The sequence below is a fragment of the Streptomyces sp. NPDC056486 genome (assembly GCF_042795295.1).
GTDB lineage: Bacteria > Actinomycetota > Actinomycetes > Streptomycetales > Streptomycetaceae > Streptomyces.
This window is the reverse complement of record NZ_JBHTSF010000046.1, coordinates 1-24,847: the sequence shown is the minus strand read 5'-3', so window position 1 is coordinate 24,847 and position 24,847 is coordinate 1. Positions and strand designations below refer to the sequence as shown.

Sequence of the window (24,847 nt, the reverse complement as noted above, 5' to 3'; positions counted from 1 at the left end):
ACGACGGCCGATCCATGCCCTGCTCGTCGTCTCAGCCACGGCGTTGTTCTCCGATGCTGTTCTTGTGGCGGCTCCCGACCACAGCTTCCGTCCGCCCGTCACCGTCTCTGTTCCCGTCTCCTGCGTTCCCGTCTCCGTTTCCGTGCCAGTGCAGGTGCACCACGGCCACGTCGTCGGCCAGGCCGCCCTGCGCCTCGGCGAGGTCCTCGGCCCGCTGGATCAGCGTGTCGACGAATTCCTCCGGTGCCAGCACGGCCAGCTCCCGCGCGAGGCCGAGCAGTCCCGCTTCGCCAAGCCGCTCGCGGCCGTACCCGACGTGCCCTTCGAAGAGGCCGTCGGTGAACAGCACCAGTGCCGAGCCCTCGGGAAGGGGCAGTTCCTCGACCGGCCAGAGCAGCACGCCGGGCGCGACGCCCAGGGCCGGTCCGCCGGCCACCTCCACCCACTCGACGCCGCCGTCCGCGGTGCGCAGCAGCATCCCGGGATGGCCGGCGCGCGTCACCCGCGCGTGCTGTTCCCCCGCCGGGACGGAGAGACTCGTCAGCGTGGCGAAGACGTACGGCTTCACCCGCTCCGCCAGCATGATCTCCTCGAGCCGACCCACCTGTTCGGGGCCGGTGACGCCGCTGAGCACCAGCGTGCGCCAGGCGATGCGCAACGCCACACCGAGGGCCGCCTCGTCGGGCCCATGGCCGGATACATCCCCTATGAGCGCGTGCACGGTGCCGTCCGTGCTCTGGACGATGTCGTAGAAGTCGCCGCCGAGCAGGGCTCGCGCGCGGCCGGGCCGGTAGCGGGCCACGACGTCGACGCCCGCACTCCTCAGCAGCGGCCTGGGCAGCAGCCCCCGCTCCAGCCTGGCGTTCTCCTGTGCCTGCATCTGGCTGGCCTGCAGGGCGACGGCGGCCTGCTCGGCCTGCTTGCGCTGGACCGCGTAGCGCACGGCCCGGCCGAACAGCTCCGGTTCGACGCGGCCCTTGACGAGGTAGTCCTGGGCCCCCGCGGCCACGGCGGCGAGGCCGGTCTCCTCCTCGGCGAGGCCCGTGAGCACGACCACCGCGACCTGATCGGCCTGGGACTGGATCATGGAGACGGCTTCAAGACCTTGAGCATCCGGCAGATGCAGGTCGAGCAGCACGCAGTCCGGCATCTCGAAGGCCAGCGCCTCACGCGCCTCGGACATGGAGCGCACCCACTGCAGACGCATCTTCAAAGCGCTGTCGGCGACGAGCTCCTCGACCAGGAGCGCATCGCCGGGGTCGTCCTCGACCAGAAGCACCGACGGCTGCGACACCTGCGGGGGCGCTACGGTGTCGCTCTCGGCGGTTGAACGCATGCCTGAAGTCCACGGCTGTGACGCCACCGCCAGCTCCCGCCTTCCCCACCCAGTAAATCCGCCTGGCTGTGCGGCCATTGCCGACGCCAACCACTACGGGTCTCCGGATCTTCGCACAATGCACACACTGCTCGGTAGCGAACCCGCATGCCGCAGGGCGTATCCGGCGGTGGGAATACCCCGGCCATCGTCACTGACGCACCGTCACCGGCCCATCCGTCACTGACCCACCCTGCCGTCGATGCACTCGCGCAACAGGTCGGCCTGCCCGCAGTGACGGGCGTACTCCTCGATCCTGTGCACCATGAGCTCCCGGACGGCGAACCCGTCCTCCCCCAGACGCTCGCCCAGATCCGGATGCTCGGCCAGCGCGGCATCCGTCGCTGCCTGCTCGCGCGCCAGATCGGCGTATGCGGCGTCGACCTGGGCCTGCTCGCCGACGGCTCCGTCGAAGTCCGCGTCGCGCTTGCCGTACAGCTTCGTCAGCGGTTCTCCGTCGCTGATCCAGTTGCGCCAGTCCCGCTCCACCTCGGCGAGGTGCCGGAGCAGGCCGAGCAGCGACATCGTCGACGGCGGAACCGACCGCCGGGCCAGCTGCTCGGCATCCAGGCCGTCGCACTTCATCCGCAGGGTCATGCGGTAGTTCGTCAGGAAGTCTTCCAGCGTGGCCAGCTCACCGTCCGGACTGACTCCGTCGCTGTTGCGGGGGTCGTCGTCCGGGTCGGCCCACATGTCGGGGTAGGTGGTTGCCCGGCTCCACCGTTCAGGTTCGTCGCTCATGCGCGCCATGGTCGCCCGCGAGGAGCGGGCACGCTACTGACTTTCGCGGGCTCGGGGCGCCGGGCCCTTACTTGCCGTACTGCTCGATCTGGATGAGGTTGCCGCAGGTGTCGTCGAGGACCGCGGTGGTGACCGGGCCCATCTCCAGCGGCTCCTGGGTGAAGAACACCCCGAGCTCACGCAGCCGCTCGAACTCCGCCGCGACGTCGTCCACGGCGAAGGCGGTGGCCGGGATGCCGTCCTCGACCAGGGCCGTCTTGTACGGCTGCACAGCGGGGTGGCCGGAGGGCTCGAGGAGCAGCTCGGTCCCGTCGGGATCTTCCGGTGAGACCACGGTCAGCCACCGGTCCCCCTCCTCGCTGACCGCGACGTCGTGCTTCTTCACGAAGCCGAGGATGTCGGTGTAGAAGCGCGCGGCCTTTTCCTGGTCATCGACAAAGACGCTGGTCAGGTGGATTCTCATGGGCTGCTCTCCGGTGCGTCGGGCTTGAGCCATCGGGTCACGATGACCTCAAGAGGTTCGGTGTTCAGGTCGTGGAACTTGTAGCGGCCCTGGCGCCTCGAATGGACCAGGCCCGCGGATTCCAGTACGGCCAGGTGCTGGCTGACCGCCTGACGGGACAGCCCCAGGCCGTACTTGTTCATCAGCCGGGCGCATATCTCGAACAGGGTCTGACCGTCCCGTTCCACCAGCTCATCGAGGATGTGCCGACGGGTGGGATCGGCGAGAGCCTTGAAAACATCCTCCGCCATGACCCCCACCATAGGCAAGTCACGACTTACCTATCAAGTCGGAGCGGCACTGCGCCGAGGTACGCGGCGCCCAGCCCCGCCGTGCCGTACCGCGCCGTCAGCGCCAGTCGGGAGCGCCCGAGACGGGTGCCAGGAGGCTTTCGATCTTCCTCTGGATCTCGCGCATGACGGACACGACGCGACTCTGATGTGCGTCGCTGAGCCGGGCCACGGGCACCGAGCAGCTGATGGCGTCGACGGCGGGCGCGTCGTACCGCAGGGCGAAGCCGAAGCCCGCGATACCGCTCACCGTCTCCTCGCGGTCGATGGCGTAGCCGCGCACGCGCACCCGCCCGAGGTCGGCGAGAAGCGCCGCCCGGTCGGTGTGCGTGCTCCGCGTGAAGGCAGTCAATGGGCCTTCGGGGAGCGGGAGTTCGCCATCCGGGCGCTCGGCGAGCAGCGCCTTTCCGAGGGCGCCGGCGTGCGCGGGGACGCGGCGGCCCACCCGGCTGATGGTGCGCAGGTACTCGTGGGACTCACGGGTCGCCAGATACACGACGTGCGGGCCGTCGAGCCGCGCCAGGTGGATCGTCTCCCCCAGGGCGTCCGAGGCCTCGTCAAGGTACGGGCGGATGGCGCGCACCCGTTCGTCGCCGTCGAGATAACTCGTGCCGGTGAGCAGCGTGCGGATCCCGATGCCGTAGAGCGATCCGGTGGTGTCCGTGCGCACCCAGCCGCAGTCGATCAAGGTCCGCAGCAGTTGGTACATGCTGCTGCGCGGCACGCCCAACTCCTCGGCGAGTTCGTCGAGGCGGGCCGGCCGGTCGGCGCGCTCGGCGAGCAGTTCGAGGAGCGCGACGGTGCGCAGCGCCGACTTCACCCCGCGAACACCCGGGCCGGGCCCGCGCTCCGTTCCGCTCTCCGCCATCCGCCCATCGTAGATCGGCGGCGCCTGCCCATTGACCCCGATCGTTCATGACTCTAGCCTCCATTCTCATACGTGGACGCCATCTGCATATAGAGATGAGTTTCGTGAACAAGCCCAGCACGAACGAGCCCGGCACGAACAAGCCCGGCACGAACAAGCCCGGTACGAAGCCCGATACACAGCCCGAGGATGTTGCCCGGCGACTGCGGGAGGGCATGGCGCGCGGCGTGCTCTCCTTCCCGCTCACGAGCATGGCGAGCGACGGCAGCCTGGACGTGGAGTCCTACCGTTCTTACCTGACCGCCCAGTTGGAGACCCGGCCCGGCGCCGTGTTCCCCGCCTGCGGGACCGGCGAGTTCTTCTCGCTCGACGAGGAGGAGTACCGCGCCGTCATCCGGGTCACGGTCGAGGTCGCCGACGGCCGACTCCCGGTGGTCGCGGGCACCGGATACGGCTGGGCCCAATCGCTGCGGTTCGCCCGGATCGCGGAGGAGGAGGGCGCGGACGCCCTGTTGGTGATGCCCCACTACCTGGTCGAGGCGCCGCAGGACGGTCTGGTGGAGCAACTGCGCCGCATCGCCGCCGGCACCGGGCTGCCCCTCATCGCCTACCAGCGCGGGCAAGTCACCTTCAACGCCGGAGCCGTGCGCCGGATCGCCGGGATACCCACCGTCATCGGTCTCAAGGACGGGCACAGCGACCTCGATCGGCTGCAGCGCCTCACCCTCGCCGCCCCCGACGACTTCCTCTTCTTCAACGGCGCCGCCACCGCGGAGATCCAGGCCCGCGCCTACGCCACCGTAGGCGTCCCGGCCTACTCCTCAGCCGTCCACGCCTTCGCCCCCGAGATCGCCGACGCCTTCTTCACCGCGCTGCGGGAGCAGGACGACACGGCGATGGACCGGCTGCTGCGGGAGTTCTATGTCCCGCTGGTCGAGCTGCGCGACCGGGCGCCGGGGTACGCCGTCTCGCTGGTCAAGGCCGCCGCACGGCTGCGCGGCCTCCCGGTCGGCCCGGTGCGCGCGCCCCTCACCGACCTCAGCCCGGACGACCTCGCCGATCTGGAGAAGGTCCTTGACGCCGGTCTTGATCTGGTCTCGGCCGCGCGGCACAGAGCCTGATCCGCCTCACCGTCCTGCCCATCCGCTCTGACCGTCCCGCCCATTCGCTCTCTACAGCCCCACACCGCCGTCCGAGGCGACTTGATCCACAGTTCAAAGGGGAACTGAAATGCCGCTCGTCGTAGTCGGGGTCAGCGTCTTGATCCTGCTGTTCCTCATGACCCGGCTGAAACTGAACGGTTTTGCCGCCCTCCTGTTCGTGGCGGTCGGCGTCGCGCTGGTGCAGGGAATTCCGGTGGCCACCATCCCGGACGTCCTCTCGGAGGGCATCGGCGGCCAGATCGGCGACACGATGCTGGTCATCGGACTCGGCGCCATGGTCGGCCGCGTCATGGGTGACTCCGGTGCCGCACAACGCATCGCCAACAAGATGCTCGACGCGTTCGGACCGCGGTGGGTCCAAGTGGCCATGGTGGTCACGTCCATGCTCATCGGCGTGACCATGTTCTACGAGGTCGCCTTCATCATCATCGTGCCCATCGCGTTCACCCTCGTACGCGTCACGGGGGCGAAGCTGCTGTGGATCGGGCTTCCGATGTCCATCACGCTCTCCACGATGCACAGCTTCCTGCCGCCGCATCCCGGCCCCACCGCCGTGGCCGCGACGTTCCACGCCTCCGTCGGTCTGACGCTGGTCTACGGCCTGTTCATCGCGGTACCCGCCGGTGCGCTGATCGCCCTCGTGTGGCCGCGGCTTCCGTTCATCAAGGCGATGAACCCCTCGATTCCCAAGGGCCTCGTCAGCGAGCGCGAGTTCACCGACGAGGAGATGCCAGGACTCGGCTGGTCCCTGACCGTGGCGCTCTTCCCCGTCGTACTGATCGCCGGTGCCTCGGTGACCGAGATGGCCGCCTCCGGCGAGAGCCCGTTCCTTCACTTCATCACGTTCATCGGCTCGGCACCGATCGCGCTGCTCCTCACCCTTCTTCTGGCCATCTGGGCGTTCGGGCCACGCATCGGCCGCAGCCTGGCCGACGTCAGCGCTTCCTGTACGTCGGCGGCGCAGGCCATGGCCATGATCCTTCTGGTGATCGGAGCGGGCGGCGCGTTCAAGAACGTCCTGGTCGAAGGAGGCATCTCCGACCACATCAAGGACACCACCCACGGCTGGTCCATCTCGCCGCTCATCCTCGCGTGGCTCATCGCGGTGATCCTCCGCATAGCCCTCGGCTCCGCCACCGTCGCGGTCGTCACCGCCTCCGGCGTGGTGCTGCCGCTCCTGGCGGGCAGCGGCGTACACGCCGAGATGCTCGTGCTCGCCGTCTCCTGCGGATCGATCGCCTTCTCGCACGTCAACGACCCAGGATTCTGGCTGTTCAAGGAGTACTTCAACCTCTCGGTCATCGAAGCGATCAAGGTCCGCACCACCTATACGACGGTGCTCGCGATCCTCGGCCTCGGCGGCGTCCTCGCGGTGGAGTGGGCCCTGGACGTCCTCAGCCTCTGAACCGCCGCCCGGCACCGCCCCGCCCTCCCCGTATCCCACACCTGAGGAACCTTTGATCATGAACAGGCAGCCGACCGTCACCGCGTTCAGCGTCTACCCGGTCGCAGGCCGGGACTGCATGGAGCTGAACCTCTCCGGCGCACACGGCCCCTACTTCACCCGCAACATCGTGGTCCTGAAGGACTCCGAAGGCCGCACGGGCCTGGGCGAAGTGCCGGGCGGCGAGAAGATCACCCAGACCCTGCGCGACGCCGAGTCGCTCGTCGTCGGCGCCCGCGTCGGTGACTACAAGCGCGTCCTGCGCGAGATCGGCGAGCGTTTCGCCGACCGTGACGCCGGTGGGCGGGGCGCGCAGACCTTCGACCTGCGCACCGCGGTCCACGCCGTCACCGCCGTCGAGTCCGCGCTGCTCGACCTCCTGGGCCAGCACCTGGGGGTGCCCGTCGCGGCGCTGCTCGGCGACGGGCAGCAGCGCGACTCCGTCCGCGTCCTCGGCTACCTCTTCTACGTCGGCGACCCCGACCGCACCGACCTGGAGTACGTCCGCGAGCCCGAATCGCCCGTCGACTGGCACCGCATCCGGCACGAGGAGGCCCTGTCCCCCGATGCGATCGTCCGGCAGGCCGAAGCCGCCTACGACCGCTATGGATTCCGGGACTTCAAGCTCAAGGGCGGGGTCCTGGAGGGCGCCGATGAGGTCGCTGCCGTACGCGCCCTGAAGGACCGCTTCCCCCAGGCCCGGATCACCCTCGACCCCAACGGCGCATGGTCGCTGCGCGAGGCGATCGAGCTGTGCGCGCCCCTGACCGGCACCCTCGCCTACGCCGAGGACCCCTGCGGCGCCGAGGGCGGCTACTCGGGTCGCGAGGTCCTGGCCGAGTTCCGCCGCGCCACGGGACTGCCGACCGCCACCAACATGGTCGCCACCGACTGGCGGCAGCTGACCCACGCCCTGGCCCTGCAGTCCGTCTCCATCCCCCTGGCCGACCCGCACTTCTGGACCATGCAGGGCTCCGTGCGCGTGGCGCAGCTGTGCAACGCGATGGGGCTCACCTGGGGATGCCACTCCAACAACCACTTCGACATCTCCCTGGCCATGGTCACCCACTGCGGGGCCGCGGCCCCGGGCGACTACAACGCCCTGGACACCCACTGGATCTGGCAGGAGGGCCTGGAGCGCCTCACCACCGCCCCGCCCCGCATCGTCGACGGGGAGATCGCCGTACCCGACGCTCCCGGCCTCGGCATCGAGCTCGACATGGACCGTCTGCTCGCGGCCCACGACCTCTACCAGCAGAAGGCGTTGGGCGCACGCGACGACGCCACCGGCATGCGCTACCTCATCCCCGACTGGCAGTTCGACAACAAGCGGCCCTGCCTGGTGCGGTGAGACGCGTGCCATCGGTTCCGTCGTCGGTCCCGGCCCTAGGACGCCCCACGAGGCTTCTCGATGAGGGCCTGGACCCCGTCCAGGAACCGCTCGAGCCCGAACTCGAAGAGCGTTCCGAGCTCCAGACCGAAGTCGTCGTCGCCGAAGAGCGTGGAGAGGACCGGATAGGCCCCTGCGGTCTGGATGGCGTCCATACGCGGCTCGTTGGACGCCATCCATTCCTCGGGGGTCATACCGGTGTCCTGCCGCGCCTGGGACTCCAGCTCGATGGCCAGCGCGACGCCCTGGGCATACCCGAGTACGGCGAGGTGGACATGGATCATCTGGTACGGCGTGAGCCCCACTCCGCGCAGGGCGGTCAAGGCCCGCTCCGTGTACCGCATCGCATGGGGTGAGGCCATCGGCCGGGTGAGACCGGCCATGGCCCGCCCCAGCCAAGGGTGACGCTCGTACAGACCCCACAACCACCGCGCCTCCTGCGCGAGTTGGGCACGCCAGCCGCGCGGTCGGGGCCCCGGCGGCTCCTCGCTGAACACCGCCTCCGACATCAGGCGTACGAGTTCGCCCTTGCTCGGAACATGCCGGTACAGGGCCATGGTGGAGGTGCCGAACTCGGCCGCGACGCGGCGCATGGACAGCGCCGCGAGCCCCTCCGCGTCGGCGAACGTGATCGCGGTGCGGATGATGCGCTCACGGGTCAGGCCCTGGCCCGGAGCCGCACGGCGTTCCCGTCCCGGCTCCGCGACCACCGTGCCGACGCCGGGCACGGCGCGCACCAGACCCTCCTGGTTCAGTGCGGCGAGCGCCTTCGTCGCCGTCGCCATCGCGACACCCCACTCCTGGGTGATGTTCCGGGTGGAGGGCACGCGGTCGCCCGGAGCGAGGTCGCCGGAGTCGATCCGGTGACGGATGTCCCCCGCGATACGGAGATAGGGCGGTTCGGCAGCCATGGCCGCACTGTACTAGTGCACTTGGTACGCAGTCTCCCAGCCCAGAAGCGACGGTGGGCGAAGTGCACTAGGTCATTGTTTGCGGCGTACGCGCAGACCCGATTCCGTGGCGGCCATGGAGAACACACCCCACCCCCGCGCGGGCCGCAAGGAATGGTCCGCCCTCATCGTCCTGATGCTGCCCCTGCTGCTTGTCTCGATGGACGTCTCGGTCCTCTACTTCGCGATTCCCTACATCAGCCAGGACCTGGAGCCGAGCGCCACGCAGCAGCTGTGGATCCTCGACATGTACGGCTTCGTCCTCGCGGGTCTGCTCATCACCATGGGCGCCATCGGTGACCGGATCGGCCGACGCGTCCTGGTGCTCGTGGGCGCCACGGTCTTCGGTGCGGCCTCGGTCGCCGCCGCGTACGCGCACTCGGCCGAACTCCTCATCGCCGTAAGGGCGTTGCTGGGCCTCGGCGGCGCCGCCCTGATGCCCTCGACGCTCGCCCTCATCCGCAACCTCTTCCGCGACGAGAAGCAGCGCGGCAAGGCCGTGACCGTATGGACGGCCGTCATGACCGCGGGCATCTCCCTGGGCCCGGTGGTCAGCGGTCTGCTCCTCGAGCACTTCTGGTGGGGTTCCGTCTTCCTGATCAATCTGCCCGCGATGGTGCTGCTGCTCATCCTGGTCCCGTTCCTGGTACCGGAGTTCAAGGTGCCGAAGCAGGGCCGCTTCGACCTGCTGAGCGCCGCGCTCTCCCTCACCTCCCTGCTCCCGGTCATCTACGGCATCAAGGAACTGGCCCAGCACGGCTACGAGCCGCTGCCCGCCCTCGGCATCACCTCGGGTCTTGTGCTCGGCTACGTTTTCGTACGCCGTCAGAAGCAGCTGACGCGCCCCATGATCGACCTCGGCCTCCTTGGCCGGCGCACCTTCGGCGGCCCGGTGGTCACCAATCTCCTCGCGATGTTCGCCACGGTGGGCATGGCCGTCTTCCTCACGCAGTATCTGCAGTCCGTCCTCGGGATGGGCCCGTTCGAGGCCGCTCTGTGGAGCCTGGTGCCGGGAGCAAGTGTGGTCGTCATGGCCCCGGTCGCGGCGGTGCTCGCCCAGCGCGTCGACCGGGCGTACGTCATGGGCGGGGGATTCCTCTTCTCCGCCTGCGGCTTCCTCTGGCTGACCCAGGTGCACACCGACTCGGCCCTCTGGGTCACGCTGGCCGGCGCCTCGGTCTACGCGGGAGGCCTGGTCGCCGCCATGACGCTCGCCAATGAACTCGCCCTCGGAGCCGCCCCGCCGGAGCGTGCGGGCTCGGCGGCGGCCGTCCTTGAGTCGGGCCAGGAACTGGGCGGGGCCCTGGGCATGGCGATCCTCGGCTCCATCGGCGCGGCGGTCTACAGCCGCGACATGGCCGACGCCCTGCCGGCCGGGGTTCCGGACGCCGATGCCGTACGCGAAACCCTGGGCGGCGCGACGACGGTGGCCGCGCGACTGCCCTCCGGCACGGCGGACACCGTGCTGACGGCGGCGCGCGATGCCTTCACCCATGGGATGGGCTTCGCCGCGATCGGCGCGGCCGTCGTCATGACCGCAGCCGGCCTCTTCTCCGTCGTCTTGCTGCGCGGAGCCGGTAAGACCACAAATCCGGCCGAGCCACACCCCGAATCCGGTCCCGCGGAGCTCGTCCGGACCACGCACGTGCGCTAGGGCGGCAGGGAGGAACGGGCTCAGGGGGGGGCGAGGGCAGTGGACTCGGCTCTATCGACGCTGGTCAGCGCGGTAAGCACCGGACCTGGCCGCGGGCCGCGCGACAGGGCTTCGTAAGATCTCGGGTGAGTACGCGGACGCCCCGACCCCGGGCCGCCGACGCTGCCCGCGCCCCCTGCCGACCGCACGGGCGGCCGCGGCGACTCCTGCCCTCTGTCACCCCGCCGTCCGGGTTCCCCGTCGGCTGAAGTCCGGAACGTCCTTCTCTTGAGCACCGACGAAATCATCGAGGCGCCGCCCGCGCCTGCCCGGCCGCGCCCCCATATACGCACGCGTCCCCGCATCCTGCCCCGCCTCGTGGGCCGCGCCCCCGCGCCGCCTCCCGCGGGCACCGCCCTGCACAACATCGCTGCCGTCACCGCCGTGCTCCTCGCGCTGGTCGCTGTCGGATCCGTGGTCCATGAGCCGGTCCTCATACCCCCGCTGGCGGCATCCGCCGCGATCGTGCACAGCGTCCCCCGCCTGCCGCTGGCCCAGCCGCGCAGCGTGATCGCGGGCCATCTGCTCTGCGCCGGCATCGGGTACGCGACCCTCGGCGCCCTGGGCAACGCCCCCTGGGCGGCTGCGCTCGCCGCGGGCATCGGCCTGGCCGTCATGACCGCGGCGCGCACCCCGCACTCACCGGCCTGCGCCACTGCCGTCGTCATCGTCCTGCACCACCCCCGGCCCGCCACCTTCGTGCCTCTGCTCGCCGGCGCGGTCATCGTGATCGTCCTCGCGGGCTGGGTCTCCTCGTACGCCCGTCCCGGCGCGCCCCGCTATCCCGCGTACTGGTGGTGATCAGTTGTGATGTCCTTGGCGTGACGGCATACGAGCCTGACGGCATACGAGAAGGGTCACGGGATGGCAGCGGCGAAGACAGTGACGTTCCCCTCCGGTGTGAGCGTGCCCGCCCTGGGCCAGGGCACCTGGCGCATGGGCGACGATCCCTCGCGCCGCACCGAGGAGCTCGCCTCCCTCCGCAGGGGCCTGGACCTGGGCATGACGCTGATCGACACGGCGGAGATGTACGGGAGCGGCGCTTCGGAGGAACTGGTCGGCGAGGCGATCCGCGGGCACCGCGACGAGGTGTTCCTGGTGAGCAAGGTGTTGCCCTCGAACGCCGACGCCCGCGGCACCGTCGACGCCTGTCAGGCGAGCCTGCGCCGCCTCGGCACCGACCGGATCGACCTGTATCTGCTGCACTGGCGGGGCGGTGTGCCGCTCGCCGAGACCGTCGAGGCTCTCGAAGGTCTGGTGAGCCGCGGCAGCGTCGGCGCCTGGGGTGTGAGCAACCTCGCCGTGGACGACCTGGCGGAACTCCCCCAAGGCGCCCTCCCGCAGACGGACCAGGTGCTCTACAACCTCACCCGCCGCGGCCCCGAGTACGACCTGTTCCCCTGGTGCCGCGAACGCTCGATCCCTCTGATGGCTTACTCCCCGCTGGAACAGGGGCGGCTGCTCGGCCATCAGGCCCTGGAGTCGGTGGCGTCGGCGCACGGATGCACCCCTCTTCAGGTGGCGCTCGCCTGGGTGCTGCGTCACGACGACGTCATCGCCATTCCCAAGGCCTCCACCGCGGCGCACGTGGAGGAGAACCACGCGGCCCTCGACGTCGACCTCACCACCGAGGACCTCGAAGCACTGGATGCCGCGTTCCCCGCGCCGATCCGCAAGGAGCCTCTGGAGATCCTCTGAAGGGCTCCTGACGGGCTCCGCCCGAGAGATCCATCCGAGGGATCCGACCGCGAATGGACGTGTGCGCTCCGCATGTCCGGGCACTCGTACGGTCGCTGCGCATGCTTCCCCGCGCATGTCGCTCTAGGGTGAATCCCGGGGCCCGCAACGCCCGGAGCCATAAGCTTCGGGCCCTACAGGAGGCACTACATGCTCCTCGCCGCAAGCGGAACCTCGTCGCTGATGCTGATCATCGGCGTGGTGATCGTCGCCGTACTGCTCGCCCTCTTCTACTTCGGACGGCGACAGGCCGCCCGACGCCCCGACCCGCCACAGGAGCCCCAGCCGCGCGCGGATTCCTGGGAAGAGCCCGATCAGGAGCCTCCCAAGTCGCGCTAGGCGTTCCGAGGAGGAATGGCATGCCCATCGCCACGGTCGATCCCGCCACAGGTGAGACGCTCAAGACCTTCGAGTCGCTCAAGGACACGGAGGTCGAGCGCCGCCTTGCGGTCGCCCACACCACGTTCGGCCAGTACCGCACCAGCACTTTCACCGAGCGGGCCCGGCTCATGAACCGGGCCGCCGACCTGCTGGAGAAGGACAACGCGACCATCGCCCGGACAATGACCACGGAGATGGGCAAGCCCATCAAGGCGGCCAAGGCCGAAGCGGCCAAGTGCGTCAAGGCCATGCGCTGGTATGCCGGGCGGGCAGAGGAGCTGCTCGCGGACGAGCACCCCGCGCAGGCCGACGTGGAGGATTCCGGGGCGACCCGGGCGATCGTCCGTTACCGCCCGCTGGGCGTCGTGCTCGCCGTGATGCCGTGGAACTTCCCGCTCTGGCAGGTCGTGCGGTTCGCGGCCCCCGCCCTCATGGCGGGCAACGTCGGTCTGCTCAAGCACGCGTCGAACGTGCCCCAGACCGCCCTCTACCTGGAGGACCTCTTCCGTCGCGCCGGGTTCCCCGAGGGCTGCTTCCAGACGCTCCTTGTCGGCTCGGGCGCCGTCGAGGGCATCCTGCGCGACGAGCGGGTGGTCGCGGCGACCCTCACCGGCAGCGAACCCGCGGGGCGCTCGGTGGCATCCACCGCAGGCGACGAGATCAAGAAGACCGTCCTCGAACTGGGCGGCAGCGACCCCTACCTCGTGCTGCCGAGCGCCGACATCGAACGTGCCGCTGCGACCGCGGTGACCGCCCGGGTGCAGAACAACGGGCAGTCCTGCATCGCCGCCAAGCGATTCATCGTGCACGCCGACGTCTATGACGCCTTCCGTGACCGATTCGTCGCGGGTATGCGGGAGTTGACCGTGGGCGATCCGGCGAGCGAGGACACCGACGTCGGCCCGCTCTCCACCGAGCAGGGCCGCAGCGATCTGGAGGAACTCGTCGACGACGCGCTCGCCCGCGGCGCATCCGCGCTGTGCGGCGGGCAGCGCCCCAAGGAGCAGGAGCGGGGCTGGTACTACTCCCCCACCGTCCTGGCCGACGTGACCCCGCAGATGCGCATCCACAAGGAGGAGGCGTTCGGCCCGGTGGCCACGCTCTATCGCGTGGCGGACCTGGACGAGGCCGTCACCCTGGCCAACGACTCGCCGTTCGGGCTCAGCTCGAATGTGTGGACGCGCGACGACGCCGACATCGAACGCTGCGTACGGGACCTGCAGGCGGGCGGCGTCTTCTTCAACGGCATGACCGCATCGCACCCTGGCCTGCCCTTCGGCGGCGTCAAGCGCTCGGGCTACGGACGGGAGCTGGCGGGACACGGCATCCGCGAGTTCTGCAACGCCACGACGGTCTGGTACGGCCCGTCCGACCCGGCCACCAAGGGCTGACAGACACCAAGGGCTGACAGAAAAGGGGGCCACCCCCTCGGTGGCCCCCCTCAGCGCGCCTTCAGCGGCCCGGGAGCGGTGGCTCCCCGTGCTCGGCGCCCGTCAGGCGCAACTGCATCTGCACCTCCTGGTCACCGGATTCCGTGCCGGTGGTCGAGACGACGAAGGCCGATTCGAGCGTGTTGCGCAGCTGGTCCACCGCCACCGGGCTGCCCTGCAGGTCGGCGGTGACCGAACCCGCGAGAAGCACGCCCCGGATGGGCCCCGGGCTGCCCGATGCGAGGAATCCACCGGTCCAGACGACGGGGCCGGGCTGGTCCGTCCGGTGCGGCGCGTCCTCGCCGCGGTCGGAGGGGAAGTGGGTGCGCAGCACGCCGAAGACGGCGTCCGCGTCGGCCGCCGAGCACTCGCCGAGGACCACTTGCACCAGGTCGGGCGAGTCGGACTGCGCGATGGGGGCAGCCGGGTCGGGTGTGTCGTTCACGCTGTTCTCCAGTGGGGTCGCGGGTACCTGACGTGTGATCACGGGTACCCGATGTGAGGGCAGGTATCTACGGGCTCAGAGGTCGCGCAGGGCGGGAAGGAGCTTCTTCTCGGCCCAGTCGATGAAGGGGCGTTGGTGCTCGCCGCCCACCTGGACGAGGGCGACTTCCGTGAAGCCCGCCTCGGCATAGGGACGTACGGCGTCGACGAACGCGTCGACATCGTCGCCGCACGGGATCTGGGCCGCGACGTCCTGCTCGGTGACGAACTGCGTGGCGCCCGCGAAACCGGAAGGTCCGGGCAGCTCGGAATTGACGGGCCAGCCGCCGGCGAACCAGCGGAACTGGTCGTGCGCGCGGGCGACTGCAGCGTCCTTGTCGGTGTCGTAGCAGACGGGCAGCTGGCCGACGCGGGGCTTGCCGCTGCCGCCGTGCCGGTCGAAGGATTCGATCAGGTCGGCCTTGGGCTCGGTCGCGATGACCAGGTCGGCCAGACGCCCGGCAAGGGCGCAGGACCGGCCGCCGGAGACCGCCACTCCAATGGGGGGCAGCTCGTCGGGCAGGTCCCACAGACGGGCGTTCGCCACATCGAAGTGGGTGCCCTGGTGGTTGACGTTGTCGCCCGTGAACAGCGCGCGGATGACCTCGATCGCTTCCTCGAGCATCTCCAGGCGGACCTGCGGTGACGGCCAGCCCGCGCCGACCACGTGCTCGTTGAGGCTCTCGCCCGAGCCGAGGCCGAGCCTGAAGCGCCCCTCGGAGAGCAACTGCATCGTCGCGGCCTTCTGCGCCACCACGGCGGGGTGGTAACGCACCGTCGGGCAGGTCACGTACGTCATGAGCGGGATCCGCGAGGTCGCCTGCGCCGCCGCGCCGAGCACGCTCCACGCGTAGGGCGCGTGCCCCTGCGAGTCGAGCCAGGGGAAGTAGTGGTCGGACGTGACGGAGAAGTCGAACCCGGCCCGCTCCGCCGCGACCAGATCGTCGACGAGGGCACGGGGGCCCGCCTGCTCGGTCATCATCGTGTAGCCGATTTGCACCATATTTGTACGCTTTGCCGATATGCTCCCGCTGAAACATCACCGTCAGCGGCTGTATGAGGCTGCTGCCCACGCCTCACGGGACTACTCGGGTCCCCTCCGCCCCTACTTCTCCGCCCCTACTTCCAGTCGTACGCGTACGCGGCGACCCAAGTGATCTCCAGCTGCGCACTGCTGCCGGGCGCCGCTCCCGGGCCTTCGAGGGCACTCTCGTTCTGCAGGACCCAGGACAGCGGCTGGTCGGGCACGCCACGGGTGTCCTCTCCCGTCTCCCGCCCGTCCACGAAGAAGCGCACGCGCCCGGGGGTCCATTCGGTAGACACCGTGTGCCATTGGGTCCACTCGTCGGCGCCGCGGAACGTGCCCTGTTCGCCGCCGCCGCACGGATGGTGGAAGGCGGTGAGGGATCCGGACCAGTTGCCCTCGGGGTGGTCCATCTCGCAGCCGCCTCCGTAGTGCAGCCAGGCCGACTTGTAACCGGGAGCCGGCTTGGTCACCTTGATACGTGCGCTGTACTTGCCGTACTTCATCTGCATGACGGCACGTGGTACGACCGCCGCGGCGTGGACAGGACCGCCGTCGTCGGGCCGCCACATCCGGATACGCATACGGCCGTCGCCATTTTCCGCAGGGCCGACGCTCACGGTGTCCTCCGGGTGGTAGACACCCACGACATCACGGCCCCGGTCGTTGGCCGTGTCGCGCCACCCGGTGGGGTAGGCCCACCAGTTGTCACGGTAGGAGCCCATGAGTCCGTCGCAGTACGCGGCGGACGTGTCGGTGTGATGGTCGCAGTCGCTGAACGCGCCGAGCGGCACCCGGTCGCCGCTGAAGTCCTCGGCGACGACCTGCCAGAACGGCCCGCAGTCACCGCGCGGCAGGTCAGCACCGACGCTGCCGCAGGCGTCGGCCGACTGCGGCGCTCCCCCGGCGCTCGGGATGGACAGCAGGGCGGCAACCAGCGTGGTGCCGAGCGCCGCGAGCACGACCGGTCTGCGCCGTCTCGCCGCCGCGTGTGATCCCATCGCGAACTTCCTTCCTCCCGGCCGCACACGCCCCGGCCGCACACGCCCCACAGGAGTTGTCGGACGCCTCACGCGAAGGGGGCATCCTCGCGGAGCCCGCGCCGTCCCGCCATACCGTCGGCCCCGGTACTGTCGGCCACCGCCGATTCGACCCGCCGAACAGTGAACTGGTGTACGCGTCCGCACTGTTGAGACGTAGGTTGTGCCGTGAACGGTTCACGCCTCGGTGGAAAGACGGACGCTACCCATGACCGACCCCACGACGACGCCCGGATCCGCGGCGCATCAGAAGATCGACACATCGGTGCCGCACTCGGCCCGGATCTGGAACTACTGGCTCGGCGGGAAGGACAACTATCCCGTCGACGAGGAAGCCGGCGACGCCTACAGCGCCGTCTTCCCCGGCATCGTCACTGTCGCCCGCAGCAGCCGTGCCTTCCTGCGGCGCAACATCACCCACCTGGTCACCGAGGCGGGCATCGGGCAGTTCCTGGACATCGGCACCGGCCTGCCGACCGTGGACAACACCCACGAGGTCGCCCAGCGGCTCGATCCCCGCACCCGGATCGTGTACGTCGACCATGACCCGATGGTCCTCGCGCACGCCCGCGCCCTGCTCACCTCCACCCCCGAGGGAGCGACCGCGTACATCGACGCCGATCTGTCCGACCCCGACCGCATCCTGGCGGCCGCGGCCGAGACGCTCGACCTCACCCGCCCCACCGCCCTGATCCTGAGCAACATCCTGGGCCACGTCGCGGACTACGACCAGGCGCGCGCCATCGTCACCCGCCTGATGGAAGGCCTGCCCTCCGGCAGCTACCTCTCCGTCAACGACGGTTCACGGGGCACCGACGCCGACTACGAACAGGCCCAGGACGCCTACAACGAAACCGGCGCCGTGCCGTACTTCCTGCGCCCCGTCGACCAGATCACCGCGTTCTTCGACGGACTGGAACTCCTGGAGCCCGGAGTCGTCTCGGTTCCCTTCTGGCGCCCGGCCCCCGACTCCCCCGCCCCGGAGCCCATCGGGGAACACGGCGGCCTCGCCCGCAAGCCGTGACACCCTCGCCGCGAGGGTGAGCCGATGCGCCGCCTGCGCGCGCCCGGCATGCCGGAATGTGTGTCCTGACTCAGGCTGGTTACGCGATGACACCGCAGACCACGCTTCGACGAGGGAGCAGAGCGCCATGGGGACCGATGTGTTCCGCTCGGAAGTGCCCTTGACGGTGAACGGCACACCGTGCCGCCCCACCGTCGACCACCGTTCGACGCTCCTTGACGTCCTGCGCGAACAGCTGGGTCTCACCGGCGCCAAGAAGGGCTGTGATCACGGACAGTGCGGTGCCTGCACCGTCCTGGTCGACGGGCGCCGCGCGAACAGCTGTCTGCTGCTTGCCGTCGCCCACGAGGGGTGCGACATCACCACCGTCGAGGGGCTGCACGCCGACGACGGCGAGGACCTGCATCCCGTGCAGCGGGCCTTCCTGGAGCGCGACGCCTTCCAGTGCGGCTACTGCACCCCGGGCCAGATCTGTTCGACCGTCGGCGCCCTGGCGGAGGCCGCCGCGGGCAACGCGTCGCACGTGACGGATCCGGACGCTGCCACCGGCGCCCCCGTGGAGCTGACGAGGGATGAGATCCGTGAGCGGCTCAGCGGCAACCTGTGCCGCTGCGGCGCGTACCCCCACATCGTCGAGGCCGTCGAGGACGTGACCCGGTGAAGCCCTTCCGGTACGTACGTGCCTACAGCGTCGAAGAGGCGACCGCGGCCCACGCGGGCCGCCCGAGCTCCCGCTATCTGGGCGGCGGCACCAACCTCGTCGACCTGATGAAGCTGGGCGTGGAACGCCCCGGAAGGCTGATCGACGTCAGCAGGCTGCCTCTGGACGCGGTGGAGGAGCTGCCCGACGGGTCCGTCCGGGCCGGAGCGACGGTGCGCAACAGCGACCTCGCCGCCCATCCGCTGGTGCGCGACCGCTACCCCGTCCTCGCCCAGGCCCTGCTCGCTGGGGCGTCGGGGCAGCTGCGCAATGTGGCCACGACCGGCGGCAACCTGCTCCAGCGCACCCGCTGCCCCTACTTCCAGGATCTGGCCAAGCCGTGCAACAAGCGTGAGCCGGGCAGCGGGTGCGGCGCACGCGACGGCGTCCACCGCGACCACGCGATCCTTGGCCACTCACGGCTCTGCATCGCCACGCACCCCTCCGACATGGCGGTCGCGCTCGCCGCGCTCGACGCCCAGGTGGAGCTGCACGGTGTGCGGGGCCGGCGCACCCTGCCCGTGGCCGAGTTCCACCGGCTGCCGGGCGACCGTCCTGACCTGGACACCGAGATCACACCCGGGGAGCTCATCACCGGTGTGCTGCTCCCGCCCGAGGCCGCGGGGCTGCCCTCCGTCTACCGCAAGGCCCGCGATCGCGCCTCGTACGCCTTCGCGCTTGCCTCGGTGGCCGTGGTCCTCGACGTCGAGGACTCCGTCGTACGCCAGGTGCGCATCGCGTTCGGCGGCCTGGCCCACCGGCCCTGGCGCGCCCGGGAAGCCGAGCGGGCGCTACTGGGCGAACCTCCGAGCGACGAGGCGTTCCTGCGGGCCGTGGACGCCGAACTCTCCACGGCCGAACCGCTGCGGGACAACGCGTTCAAGGTGCGCCTGGCCCGCAATCTCGCGTGCGACGTGCTGCGGCGCCTCGCCGACTCGCCCTCCGCCTCCTGAAACTTGAAGCCCCCGCCTCCAGGGAGAACCCCATGCCGGACACCGTCAGTCCCCTCGGAGCTCCCGCCGAGCGCAGGGAGGGTCCCCAGAAGGTGACCGGGACCGCCCGCTACGCCGCCGAGCACACCCCCGAGGGGTGCGCTTACGCGTGGCCGGTCCCCGCCACCGTGGCGCGCGGCGCGGTCAGCGCCGTCGACGCCACGGCGGCCCTTGAGCTGCCCGGCGTCGTCGAAGTCCTCACCCACCTGAACGCGCCGCGCCTCGAAGAGCCGGACGACGCGACGCTCGCCGTGCTGCAGAACGCGCGTGTTCCGCACCGGGGCTGGTACGTCGCGCTCGTCGTCGCCGAGACTCTGGAGGCGGCACGCGAAGGCGCCGAGGCCGTCAAGGTCACCTACGCCGGGGAACCGCACGACGTCACCCTGAAGGCCGATCACTCCGACGCCTACGTACCGGAGGACGAGGACGGCACATCGGGCGAGCACGTGCGCGGCGACGCGGAGGGCGCGTACGCCTCTGCTCCTGCCCGCGTCGATGTCGCCTACCGGGTGCCGCCGCTGCACAACCACCCCATGGAGCCGCACGCGGCCACGGCCCACTGGCAGGACGGGCACCTGACCGTGCACGACAGCAGCCAGGGCGCCACCACGGTCCGCAATGTCCTGGCCGGTCTGTTCGCGCTGCCCAAGGATCAGATCACGGTGATCTCGGAGCATGTCGGCGGGGGCTTCGGCGCCAAGGGCACGCCACGGCCACACGTCGTGCTCGCCGCCATGGCCGCCCGCATGACCGAAAGGCCCGTCAAACTCGTCCTGCCGCGCCGCCAGCTGGCGGCCGTGGTGGGCCACCGCGCACCGACGCTGCACCGGGTGCGCCTCGGGGCCAAGGAGGACGGCACGCTGACCTCCGTGATCCATGAGGTGACCGCGCACACCTCGCGCGTCAAGGAGTTCGTCGAGACGGCCGCCGCCGCCACGCGCATCATGTATCCCTCGCCGCACGCCCGCACCACCCACCGTGTGGTCCCGCTCGATGTGCCGAGTCCCTCCTGGATGCGGGCACCCGGTGAGGCGCCCGGCATGTACGCCCTGGAGTCGGCGATGGACGAACTCGCCGTGACCCTCGGCATCGACCCCGTCGAGCTGCGGCTGCGCAACGACACCAGTACGGAGCCCGACAGCTCCAAGCCCTTCAGCAGCCGCCACCTGGCCGAGTGCCTGCGCGAGGGCGCCCAGCGCTTCGGCTGGTCCGAGCGCGACCCACGCCCGCGCTCGCGCTCCGAGGGGCCCGTCCTGATCGGCAGCGGGGTCGCAGCGGCGACGTACCCGGTGGTCGTCGCGCCCTCCCAGGCCGCCGCCCACGCCTACCCGGACGGCAGCTTCGTGGTCCGCGTCAATGCCACCGACATCGGCCAGGGCGCGCGCACCGTACTCGCCCAGGTCGCAGCCGACGCGCTCGGCGTCCCGCTTGACTCCGTGCGCACCGACATCGGCAACAGCGACCTTCCGAACGCCTCACTCGCAGGGGGCTCGTCCGGGACGGCCTCCTGGGGCTGGGCCGTCCACGAGGCCTGTACGCGACTGGCCTCTCGCCTGGCGGGACAGCAGGGGCAGCAGCTGCCCCCGGAAGGCGTCGGCGCCACCGCCGACACGGCGGGCAAGGCCGACGCCGACAGCGACTACTCCCGCCACTCCTTCGGCGCGCACTTCGCCGAGGTCGGCGTCGACACGGTCTCCGGCGAGGTCCGGGTGCGCCGGCTGCTCGGTGTCTACGCGGCCGGGCACATCCTCAACTCCCGCACCGCGCGCTCGCAATTCATCGGCGCGATGACGATGGGCCTGGGTATGGCACTGACCGAGGGCAGCACGATGGACCCGGCCTTCGGCGACTTCACTGAGGCCGACCTCGCCGCCTACCACGTACCGGCGCACGCGGACGTACCCGAGATCGAGGCGCACTGGATCGACGAGGACGACCCGCACCTCAACCCCATGGGCAGCAAGGGCATCGGAGAGATCGGCATCGTCGGGACGGCCGCCGCCATCGGCAACGCGGTGCACCACGCGACCGGACGGCGGCTGCGCCAACTGCCCCTCACGCCGGACCGGGTCCTGATGGGCGGCCTCTGAAATCCCAAGGCTCCCGAACCGCTGCGGCGCCCTCAGGCAGCGGCCCGGCTCTCCCCCGTCCAGGCAAGGAGCTTCTCCGCCGTCCAGGTCGTCACCACACGCTCGGCGGGCACCCCGCACTCCTCGGCCCGCGCGCATCCGAACACCTGCCAGTCCAGCTGCCCCGGCGCGTGCGCGTCGGTGTCCACGGAGAACAGCACTCCGGCGTCCACGGCCCGGCGCAGCAGCCGGCGCGGTGGGTCGAGCCGCTCCGGGCGGCTGTTGATCTCGACCGCCGTGCCCGCGGCCGCGCACGCGGCGAACACCGCGTCCGCGTCGAACTGCGACTGGGGCCTGCCGCGTCCGGTGACGAGCCGGCCGGTGCAGTGCCCGAGGATGTCGGCCCGGGGATCGCTGACGGCGGCGACCATGCGCCGCGTCATCGCGTCGGCGTCCATGCGCAGCTTGGAGTGCACGGAGACGACCACCACGTCGAGCTGGTCGAGCAGCTCGGGCTCCTGGTCGAGCGATCCGTCGTCGAGGATGTCGCACTCGATGCCCGTGAGCAGCCGGAAGGGCGCCCAGCGTTCGTTGAGGTCGGCCACCACCGCCAGCTGCTCGCGCAGCCGCTCCGGCGACAGACCGTGCGCGATGGTCAGGCGTGGCGAGTGGTCGGTGAGCACGGCCCACTCGTGGCCGATCTCCTGGGCCGCCCGGCCCATCTCCTCGATCGGGCTGCCGCCGTCGGACCAGTCGGAGTGCAGGTGGCAGTCGCCGCGCAGCAGCGCCCGCAGCGCGGTGCCGCCTTCGACGAGCGGGGTATCGGCCTCACCCTCAAGGCGCTCCAGATACTCCGGTACGTCGCCGGCCAGCGCCTCGCGGACCACCGCGGCGGTCTTGGGGCCGATCCCCTTGAGCGACTCGAGGGACCCGTCACCGACGCGCCGCGCGGCCTCGCCGTCGGCAAGACCGCCGACCACCTCGGCCGCGGTGCGAAAGGCCCGCACACGGTAGGTCGGGGCGCGGCCGCGCTCCAGCAGAAAGGCGATCCGTTCCAGGGCCCGGACGGGATCCATCGGCACCTCCGGCCGTCGGTACTGCGACGGCGTACGTGTGCTTCCAGCGTCGCCCATCGAGGGCCACGGGGCACGCGAGGGAACCGGAGGACCTCCAGGGCGCCCTACGCGGACTCGACGGCCGGGAAGTCCGGAACGACCGCGATCGGCCCCCTGAAGTCCAGCACGGCCTCGGCTCTCTGCTGGGTCTCCTCGGCGGCCTGGCGGGCTGTCGCGAGGACATCGCCGTGCTCCTGGACGAGGGTGTCGTAGATCGGCGCCTGAGCGGCGTCATTGGCTGGCATGACCAGCGGCTCCTTGTTCGGGTGACGGTATTGGTCGGTTCAGCCGCATGCGGCCGGTCCGCGACCTTACGCTGCGCTTGCGCGTCTCTGCGGACCGGGGTCGACCGCTGAGACGTCCGGCCCGATGCACCGGGGAGAGCTCTTGGACGCCGGAAATCCGGCGGGTGTACGCGAAATGCGCGCCCGCACGGCCGAGCCCGGGCGGGATCCGGGACCCGGTGTGAGACTGCTGATGAGGCGGTGATCACAGATGTCGAGCCAGCCCAGGGAGCCGAGACCCGAGAATGCCGGTCCCGAGAGCCCCGGACCCGGCCCCGGACCCGGGAAGCGCGGCCCACGACAGCCCGGCCCCGGGGAACAGCTGTTTGAGCAACTGCTCGCGTCGGCACACGCGGCGTCTCCGATGGAGCTTCCCGCCCTGGCGCAGCGGTTCGCCGACGCGGTCGGGCTCGACCGGGTCGACGTGTACCTCGTGGACATCCAGCAGCGGTACCTGGTGCCGCTGTCCGAGGGGCCGCCCACCCTCGGTGTGGACACCTCCGTCGCCGGTTCGGCCTACCGGGCGCACGCACTGCGCGTCGAGGAACTCGCCCAGGGCAGGATCGTCGCCTGGCTGCCGCTGATCGACGGCGCCGAGCGACTCGGCGTCATCGGCGCCACGGCGTCGGTCATCGACGTCGCGCTGCTGCGGCGCTGCCGCATGCTGGCCTCCATCCTGGCCATGACGATCACCTCGAAGCGGGCATCGAGCGACAGCTTCGCCCGCCGGACGCGGTCCGAGACCATGCAGCTCCCCGCCGAGATGCTGCGGGCCTTCCTGCCGCCCAGGACGATCGGCAACTCCCATGTGATCTCGACCGCCGTACTCGAACCGGCGTACGAGATCGGCGGCGACGCCTTCGATCACTCCCTGACCCCTTCGACGCTGCACGTGGCGATCCTGGACGCCATGGGCCACAACCTCGCGTCGGGCGTCACGACCGCCGTGGCCATGGCCGGCTGCCGCAACGCCCGCAGGGCAGAGGCCGATCTGCCCGAACTCGTCGACACCGTCCAGCATGCGCTGGCCGGGTGGCTGCCCGAGCAGTTCTGCACGGGGATCCTCGCCCAGCTCGATCTGGCCGAGGGGGTGCTGCGCTGGTGCAACTGCGGCCATCCGCCGCCCCTGCTGATCCGGGACCACCGTGTGCTCGACCGTGCCCTCGAGCGACCGGCCCAGCCGCCCATGGGCACGCCCGCCCTGCTGGCCGACGTGGCGTGGCAGGTCCACGAGGAAGCACTCGAGCCGGGTGACCGGGTGCTGATGTACACCGACGGCGTCACCGAGCTGCGGACCGGGGGCGGCGCCGAGTTCGGCCTTGAGCGGTTCACGGACAGCATCATCCGCGCGACCGCCGCGGGCGAACCGGCGCCCGAGGCACTGCGCCAGCTCATTCACTCCATCCTCGACCGGCAGGACAACCAACTGCGCGACGACGCGACACTGTTGCTCCTGGAGTGGCGCCCGCCGGGAACGCGGTGACCGCAGGCCCTTCGCATCGCGTGCCCTGCCCCGGCATGCCGGAACGTGTGTTCTGGATCAGGGTGGATACACGGCAGGACACCAGCATCAGTCGTGCATGAAGGAGGACGAGCACCGTGGGAAACGACGAGGTCATGGGCGACGAGGTCTACCAGCCCGACGCGGAGGAGGTCCGCGAGGACGAGGGCATCCTCGACGCGGAGGACACGCTCAGCGACCGCGGGGCGGATCCCTACGACGAGGGCTGGTCGCCTCCCGAACGGCCCCTCGGGGTGGCCCACACCGGCACCACCGCTCAGGAGCAGCAGGACGGCGAGAGCCTGACGGAACGCCTCTCCGAGGAACGGCCCGACCCCACGCTCGAAGTCCCCGGGCCGACCGAGGACGACGACGGCATCGGGGACACGACCGACACGGACGGCGAGCCGATCGACGAGGCGGAGGTGGGAGATGCCCGCGCCGGGCGCCTGTTCGCCCCGGACGACGGGGCGAGCCGGGACGCGGAGGACGACGCCGAGCAGGACATGATCGGCGAGGACATGGGCATCGACGGCGGGGCGGCCTCCGCCGAGGAGGCCGCGGTGCACGTCATTGATCCCGACGCCGACGACGCTACGGGCTCTTCGGGCTGACTTCCTCGGCCACGGCCACGGCGGCTCGGACCAGGGC

25 protein-coding genes are annotated in these 24,847 nt (G+C 70.6%); 14 read left to right on the top strand and 11 right to left on the bottom strand.

Annotated elements, in window-relative coordinates:
* Window positions 1–31: 31 nt before the first annotated feature.
* From ACFQ7F_RS19955 to ACFQ7F_RS19935, 5 genes are all read right to left on the bottom strand, one after another.
* On the bottom strand, window positions 32–1,336 hold the full coding sequence (locus ACFQ7F_RS19955) for a PP2C family protein-serine/threonine phosphatase (protein ID WP_383272102.1): 1,305 nt from the start codon (window positions 1,334–1,336) through the stop codon (window positions 32–34).
* A 219-nt stretch (window positions 1,337–1,555) separates the two neighbouring features.
* Window positions 1,556–2,125, bottom strand: a complete 570-nt coding sequence (locus ACFQ7F_RS19950; RefSeq protein ID WP_383272100.1) for a DinB family protein — start codon at window positions 2,123–2,125, stop codon at window positions 1,556–1,558.
* A 58-nt stretch (window positions 2,126–2,183) separates the two neighbouring features.
* Window positions 2,184–2,579: a VOC family protein gene (locus ACFQ7F_RS19945; RefSeq protein WP_383272098.1), complete on the bottom strand. Its 396-nt coding sequence runs from the start codon at window positions 2,577–2,579 to the stop codon at window positions 2,184–2,186.
* A complete protein-coding gene (locus ACFQ7F_RS19940) occupies window positions 2,576–2,869 on the bottom strand; it encodes an ArsR/SmtB family transcription factor (protein ID WP_383272096.1) in 294 nt (97 codons plus the stop codon). The genes ACFQ7F_RS19945 and ACFQ7F_RS19940 overlap by 4 nt, the downstream gene beginning before the upstream one ends.
* 97 nt (window positions 2,870–2,966) lie before the next feature.
* Window positions 2,967–3,776, bottom strand: coding sequence for an IclR family transcriptional regulator (locus ACFQ7F_RS19935; protein WP_383272094.1), 810 nt, complete (start codon window positions 3,774–3,776; stop codon window positions 2,967–2,969).
* Between the two features lie 203 nt (window positions 3,777–3,979).
* On the opposite strand from ACFQ7F_RS19935, the gene ACFQ7F_RS19930 reads away from it, so the two are divergent.
* From ACFQ7F_RS19930 to ACFQ7F_RS19920, 3 genes are all read left to right on the top strand, one after another.
* Window positions 3,980–4,897 (top strand): 5-dehydro-4-deoxyglucarate dehydratase, encoded by a 918-nt coding sequence (locus ACFQ7F_RS19930; RefSeq protein ID WP_383272161.1) that lies wholly within the window; start codon window positions 3,980–3,982, stop codon window positions 4,895–4,897.
* Window positions 4,898–5,006: 109 nt separating this feature from the next.
* Window positions 5,007–6,344: a gluconate:H+ symporter gene (locus tag ACFQ7F_RS19925; RefSeq protein WP_383272092.1), complete on the top strand. Its 1,338-nt coding sequence runs from the start codon at window positions 5,007–5,009 to the stop codon at window positions 6,342–6,344.
* A 58-nt stretch (window positions 6,345–6,402) separates the two neighbouring features.
* Window positions 6,403–7,734 (top strand): enolase C-terminal domain-like protein, encoded by a 1,332-nt coding sequence (locus ACFQ7F_RS19920; protein WP_383272090.1) that lies wholly within the window; start codon window positions 6,403–6,405, stop codon window positions 7,732–7,734.
* Window positions 7,735–7,769: 35 nt separating this feature from the next.
* Here ACFQ7F_RS19920 and ACFQ7F_RS19915 read toward each other — a convergent pair whose 3' ends face one another.
* A complete protein-coding gene (locus ACFQ7F_RS19915) occupies window positions 7,770–8,684 on the bottom strand; it encodes a TetR/AcrR family transcriptional regulator C-terminal domain-containing protein (protein WP_383272088.1) in 915 nt (304 codons plus the stop codon).
* A gap of 115 nt (window positions 8,685–8,799) precedes the next feature.
* On the opposite strand from ACFQ7F_RS19915, the gene ACFQ7F_RS19910 reads away from it, so the two are divergent.
* The 5 genes from ACFQ7F_RS19910 (at window position 8,800) to ACFQ7F_RS19890 (ending at window position 13,925) form a co-directional block, all read left to right on the top strand.
* Window positions 8,800–10,377 (top strand): MFS transporter, encoded by a 1,578-nt coding sequence (locus ACFQ7F_RS19910; RefSeq protein WP_383272086.1) that lies wholly within the window; start codon window positions 8,800–8,802, stop codon window positions 10,375–10,377.
* A gap of 267 nt (window positions 10,378–10,644) precedes the next feature.
* The gene (locus tag ACFQ7F_RS19905) at window positions 10,645–11,217 is read left to right on the top strand and encodes an HPP family protein (RefSeq protein ID WP_383272084.1); all 573 of its coding nucleotides are present in this window, start codon (window positions 10,645–10,647) and stop codon (window positions 11,215–11,217) included.
* A gap of 63 nt (window positions 11,218–11,280) precedes the next feature.
* Window positions 11,281–12,114, top strand: coding sequence for an aldo/keto reductase (locus ACFQ7F_RS19900; protein WP_383272082.1), 834 nt, complete (start codon window positions 11,281–11,283; stop codon window positions 12,112–12,114).
* A 189-nt stretch (window positions 12,115–12,303) separates the two neighbouring features.
* Window positions 12,304–12,492, top strand: a complete 189-nt coding sequence (locus tag ACFQ7F_RS19895) for a DUF6479 family protein (RefSeq protein ID WP_383272079.1) — start codon at window positions 12,304–12,306, stop codon at window positions 12,490–12,492.
* 20 nt (window positions 12,493–12,512) lie between these two features.
* Complete coding sequence (locus ACFQ7F_RS19890) at window positions 12,513–13,925, top strand: NADP-dependent succinic semialdehyde dehydrogenase (protein ID WP_383272077.1); 1,413 nt, start codon at window positions 12,513–12,515, stop codon at window positions 13,923–13,925.
* Between the two features lie 61 nt (window positions 13,926–13,986).
* Here the strand turns inward: ACFQ7F_RS19890 and ACFQ7F_RS19885 are convergent, their stop codons facing one another.
* The 3 genes from ACFQ7F_RS19885 to ACFQ7F_RS19875 all read right to left on the bottom strand — a co-directional run bounded on the left by ACFQ7F_RS19885 (window position 13,987) and on the right by ACFQ7F_RS19875 (window position 16,472).
* On the bottom strand, window positions 13,987–14,409 hold the full coding sequence (locus ACFQ7F_RS19885; protein WP_383272075.1) for a hypothetical protein: 423 nt from the start codon (window positions 14,407–14,409) through the stop codon (window positions 13,987–13,989).
* Between the two features lie 75 nt (window positions 14,410–14,484).
* Complete coding sequence (locus tag ACFQ7F_RS19880) at window positions 14,485–15,450, bottom strand: LLM class F420-dependent oxidoreductase (protein ID WP_383272073.1); 966 nt, start codon at window positions 15,448–15,450, stop codon at window positions 14,485–14,487.
* A gap of 116 nt (window positions 15,451–15,566) precedes the next feature.
* Window positions 15,567–16,472: a glycoside hydrolase family 16 protein gene (locus ACFQ7F_RS19875; protein WP_383272071.1), complete on the bottom strand. Its 906-nt coding sequence runs from the start codon at window positions 16,470–16,472 to the stop codon at window positions 15,567–15,569.
* 247 nt (window positions 16,473–16,719) lie between these two features.
* Here ACFQ7F_RS19875 and ACFQ7F_RS19870 point away from each other — a divergent pair, with 247 nt between their 5' ends.
* The 4 genes from ACFQ7F_RS19870 (at window position 16,720) to ACFQ7F_RS19855 (ending at window position 21,317) form a co-directional block, all read left to right on the top strand.
* Window positions 16,720–17,535 (top strand): SAM-dependent methyltransferase, encoded by an 816-nt coding sequence (locus ACFQ7F_RS19870; protein ID WP_383272069.1) that lies wholly within the window; start codon window positions 16,720–16,722, stop codon window positions 17,533–17,535.
* 127 nt (window positions 17,536–17,662) lie between these two features.
* Window positions 17,663–18,196, top strand: coding sequence for a 2Fe-2S iron-sulfur cluster-binding protein (locus ACFQ7F_RS19865; RefSeq protein WP_383272067.1), 534 nt, complete (start codon window positions 17,663–17,665; stop codon window positions 18,194–18,196).
* On the top strand, window positions 18,193–19,188 hold the full coding sequence (locus ACFQ7F_RS19860; RefSeq protein WP_383272065.1) for an FAD binding domain-containing protein: 996 nt from the start codon (window positions 18,193–18,195) through the stop codon (window positions 19,186–19,188). Before ACFQ7F_RS19865 ends, ACFQ7F_RS19860 begins: the two co-directional genes overlap by 4 nt.
* A 32-nt stretch (window positions 19,189–19,220) precedes the next feature.
* Window positions 19,221–21,317 (top strand): xanthine dehydrogenase family protein molybdopterin-binding subunit, encoded by a 2,097-nt coding sequence (locus tag ACFQ7F_RS19855; RefSeq protein WP_383272063.1) that lies wholly within the window; start codon window positions 19,221–19,223, stop codon window positions 21,315–21,317.
* Window positions 21,318–21,349: 32 nt separating this feature from the next.
* Here the strand turns inward: ACFQ7F_RS19855 and ACFQ7F_RS19850 are convergent, their stop codons facing one another.
* Window positions 21,350–22,372: a PHP domain-containing protein gene (locus ACFQ7F_RS19850; protein ID WP_383272061.1), complete on the bottom strand. Its 1,023-nt coding sequence runs from the start codon at window positions 22,370–22,372 to the stop codon at window positions 21,350–21,352.
* Window positions 22,373–22,476: 104 nt separating this feature from the next.
* The gene (locus ACFQ7F_RS19845; RefSeq protein WP_383272059.1) at window positions 22,477–22,656 is read right to left on the bottom strand and encodes a hypothetical protein; all 180 of its coding nucleotides are present in this window, start codon (window positions 22,654–22,656) and stop codon (window positions 22,477–22,479) included.
* 403 nt (window positions 22,657–23,059) lie between these two features.
* Here ACFQ7F_RS19845 and ACFQ7F_RS19840 point away from each other — a divergent pair, with 403 nt between their 5' ends.
* Together ACFQ7F_RS19840 and ACFQ7F_RS19835 are read left to right on the top strand one after the other, a co-directional pair.
* Window positions 23,060–24,178: a PP2C family protein-serine/threonine phosphatase gene (locus tag ACFQ7F_RS19840; RefSeq protein ID WP_383272057.1), complete on the top strand. Its 1,119-nt coding sequence runs from the start codon at window positions 23,060–23,062 to the stop codon at window positions 24,176–24,178.
* Between the two features lie 134 nt (window positions 24,179–24,312).
* A complete protein-coding gene (locus ACFQ7F_RS19835; protein WP_383272159.1) occupies window positions 24,313–24,810 on the top strand; it encodes a DUF5709 domain-containing protein in 498 nt (165 codons plus the stop codon).
* Window positions 24,811–24,847: the final 37 nt, after the last annotated feature.

What these genes read in the sequence shown, in the direction of transcription:
- ACFQ7F_RS19940 (WP_383272096.1), bottom strand. Translation starts at nt 2,869, where the DNA reads ATGGCGGAGGATGTTTTCAAGGCTCTCGCCGATCCCACCCGTCGGCAC.
- ACFQ7F_RS19900 (WP_383272082.1), top strand. Translation starts at nt 11,281, where the DNA reads ATGGCAGCGGCGAAGACAGTGACGTTCCCCTCCGGTGTGAGCGTGCCC.
- ACFQ7F_RS19890 (WP_383272077.1), top strand. Translation starts at nt 12,513, where the DNA reads ATGCCCATCGCCACGGTCGATCCCGCCACAGGTGAGACGCTCAAGACC.
- ACFQ7F_RS19880 (WP_383272073.1), bottom strand. Translation starts at nt 15,450, where the DNA reads ATGGTGCAAATCGGCTACACGATGATGACCGAGCAGGCGGGCCCCCGT.
- ACFQ7F_RS19835 (WP_383272159.1), top strand. Translation starts at nt 24,313, where the DNA reads ATGGGCGACGAGGTCTACCAGCCCGACGCGGAGGAGGTCCGCGAGGAC.
- ACFQ7F_RS19895 (WP_383272079.1), top strand. Translation starts at nt 12,304, where the DNA reads ATGCTCCTCGCCGCAAGCGGAACCTCGTCGCTGATGCTGATCATCGGC.
- ACFQ7F_RS19850 (WP_383272061.1), bottom strand. Translation starts at nt 22,372, where the DNA reads ATGGATCCCGTCCGGGCCCTGGAACGGATCGCCTTTCTGCTGGAGCGC.
- ACFQ7F_RS19935 (WP_383272094.1), bottom strand. Translation starts at nt 3,776, where the DNA reads ATGGCGGAGAGCGGAACGGAGCGCGGGCCCGGCCCGGGTGTTCGCGGG.
- ACFQ7F_RS19950 (WP_383272100.1), bottom strand. Translation starts at nt 2,125, where the DNA reads ATGGCGCGCATGAGCGACGAACCTGAACGGTGGAGCCGGGCAACCACC.
- ACFQ7F_RS19945 (WP_383272098.1), bottom strand. Translation starts at nt 2,579, where the DNA reads ATGAGAATCCACCTGACCAGCGTCTTTGTCGATGACCAGGAAAAGGCC.
- ACFQ7F_RS19955 (WP_383272102.1), bottom strand. Translation starts at nt 1,336, where the DNA reads ATGCGTTCAACCGCCGAGAGCGACACCGTAGCGCCCCCGCAGGTGTCG.
- ACFQ7F_RS19910 (WP_383272086.1), top strand. Translation starts at nt 8,800, where the DNA reads ATGGAGAACACACCCCACCCCCGCGCGGGCCGCAAGGAATGGTCCGCC.
- ACFQ7F_RS19840 (WP_383272057.1), top strand. Translation starts at nt 23,060, where the DNA reads ATGGAGCTTCCCGCCCTGGCGCAGCGGTTCGCCGACGCGGTCGGGCTC.
- ACFQ7F_RS19845 (WP_383272059.1), bottom strand. Translation starts at nt 22,656, where the DNA reads ATGCCAGCCAATGACGCCGCTCAGGCGCCGATCTACGACACCCTCGTC.
- ACFQ7F_RS19925 (WP_383272092.1), top strand. Translation starts at nt 5,007, where the DNA reads ATGCCGCTCGTCGTAGTCGGGGTCAGCGTCTTGATCCTGCTGTTCCTC.
- ACFQ7F_RS19920 (WP_383272090.1), top strand. Translation starts at nt 6,403, where the DNA reads ATGAACAGGCAGCCGACCGTCACCGCGTTCAGCGTCTACCCGGTCGCA.
- ACFQ7F_RS19915 (WP_383272088.1), bottom strand. Translation starts at nt 8,684, where the DNA reads ATGGCTGCCGAACCGCCCTATCTCCGTATCGCGGGGGACATCCGTCAC.
- ACFQ7F_RS19855 (WP_383272063.1), top strand. Translation starts at nt 19,221, where the DNA reads ATGCCGGACACCGTCAGTCCCCTCGGAGCTCCCGCCGAGCGCAGGGAG.
- ACFQ7F_RS19875 (WP_383272071.1), bottom strand. Translation starts at nt 16,472, where the DNA reads ATGGGATCACACGCGGCGGCGAGACGGCGCAGACCGGTCGTGCTCGCG.
- ACFQ7F_RS19865 (WP_383272067.1), top strand. Translation starts at nt 17,663, where the DNA reads ATGGGGACCGATGTGTTCCGCTCGGAAGTGCCCTTGACGGTGAACGGC.
- ACFQ7F_RS19870 (WP_383272069.1), top strand. Translation starts at nt 16,720, where the DNA reads ATGACCGACCCCACGACGACGCCCGGATCCGCGGCGCATCAGAAGATC.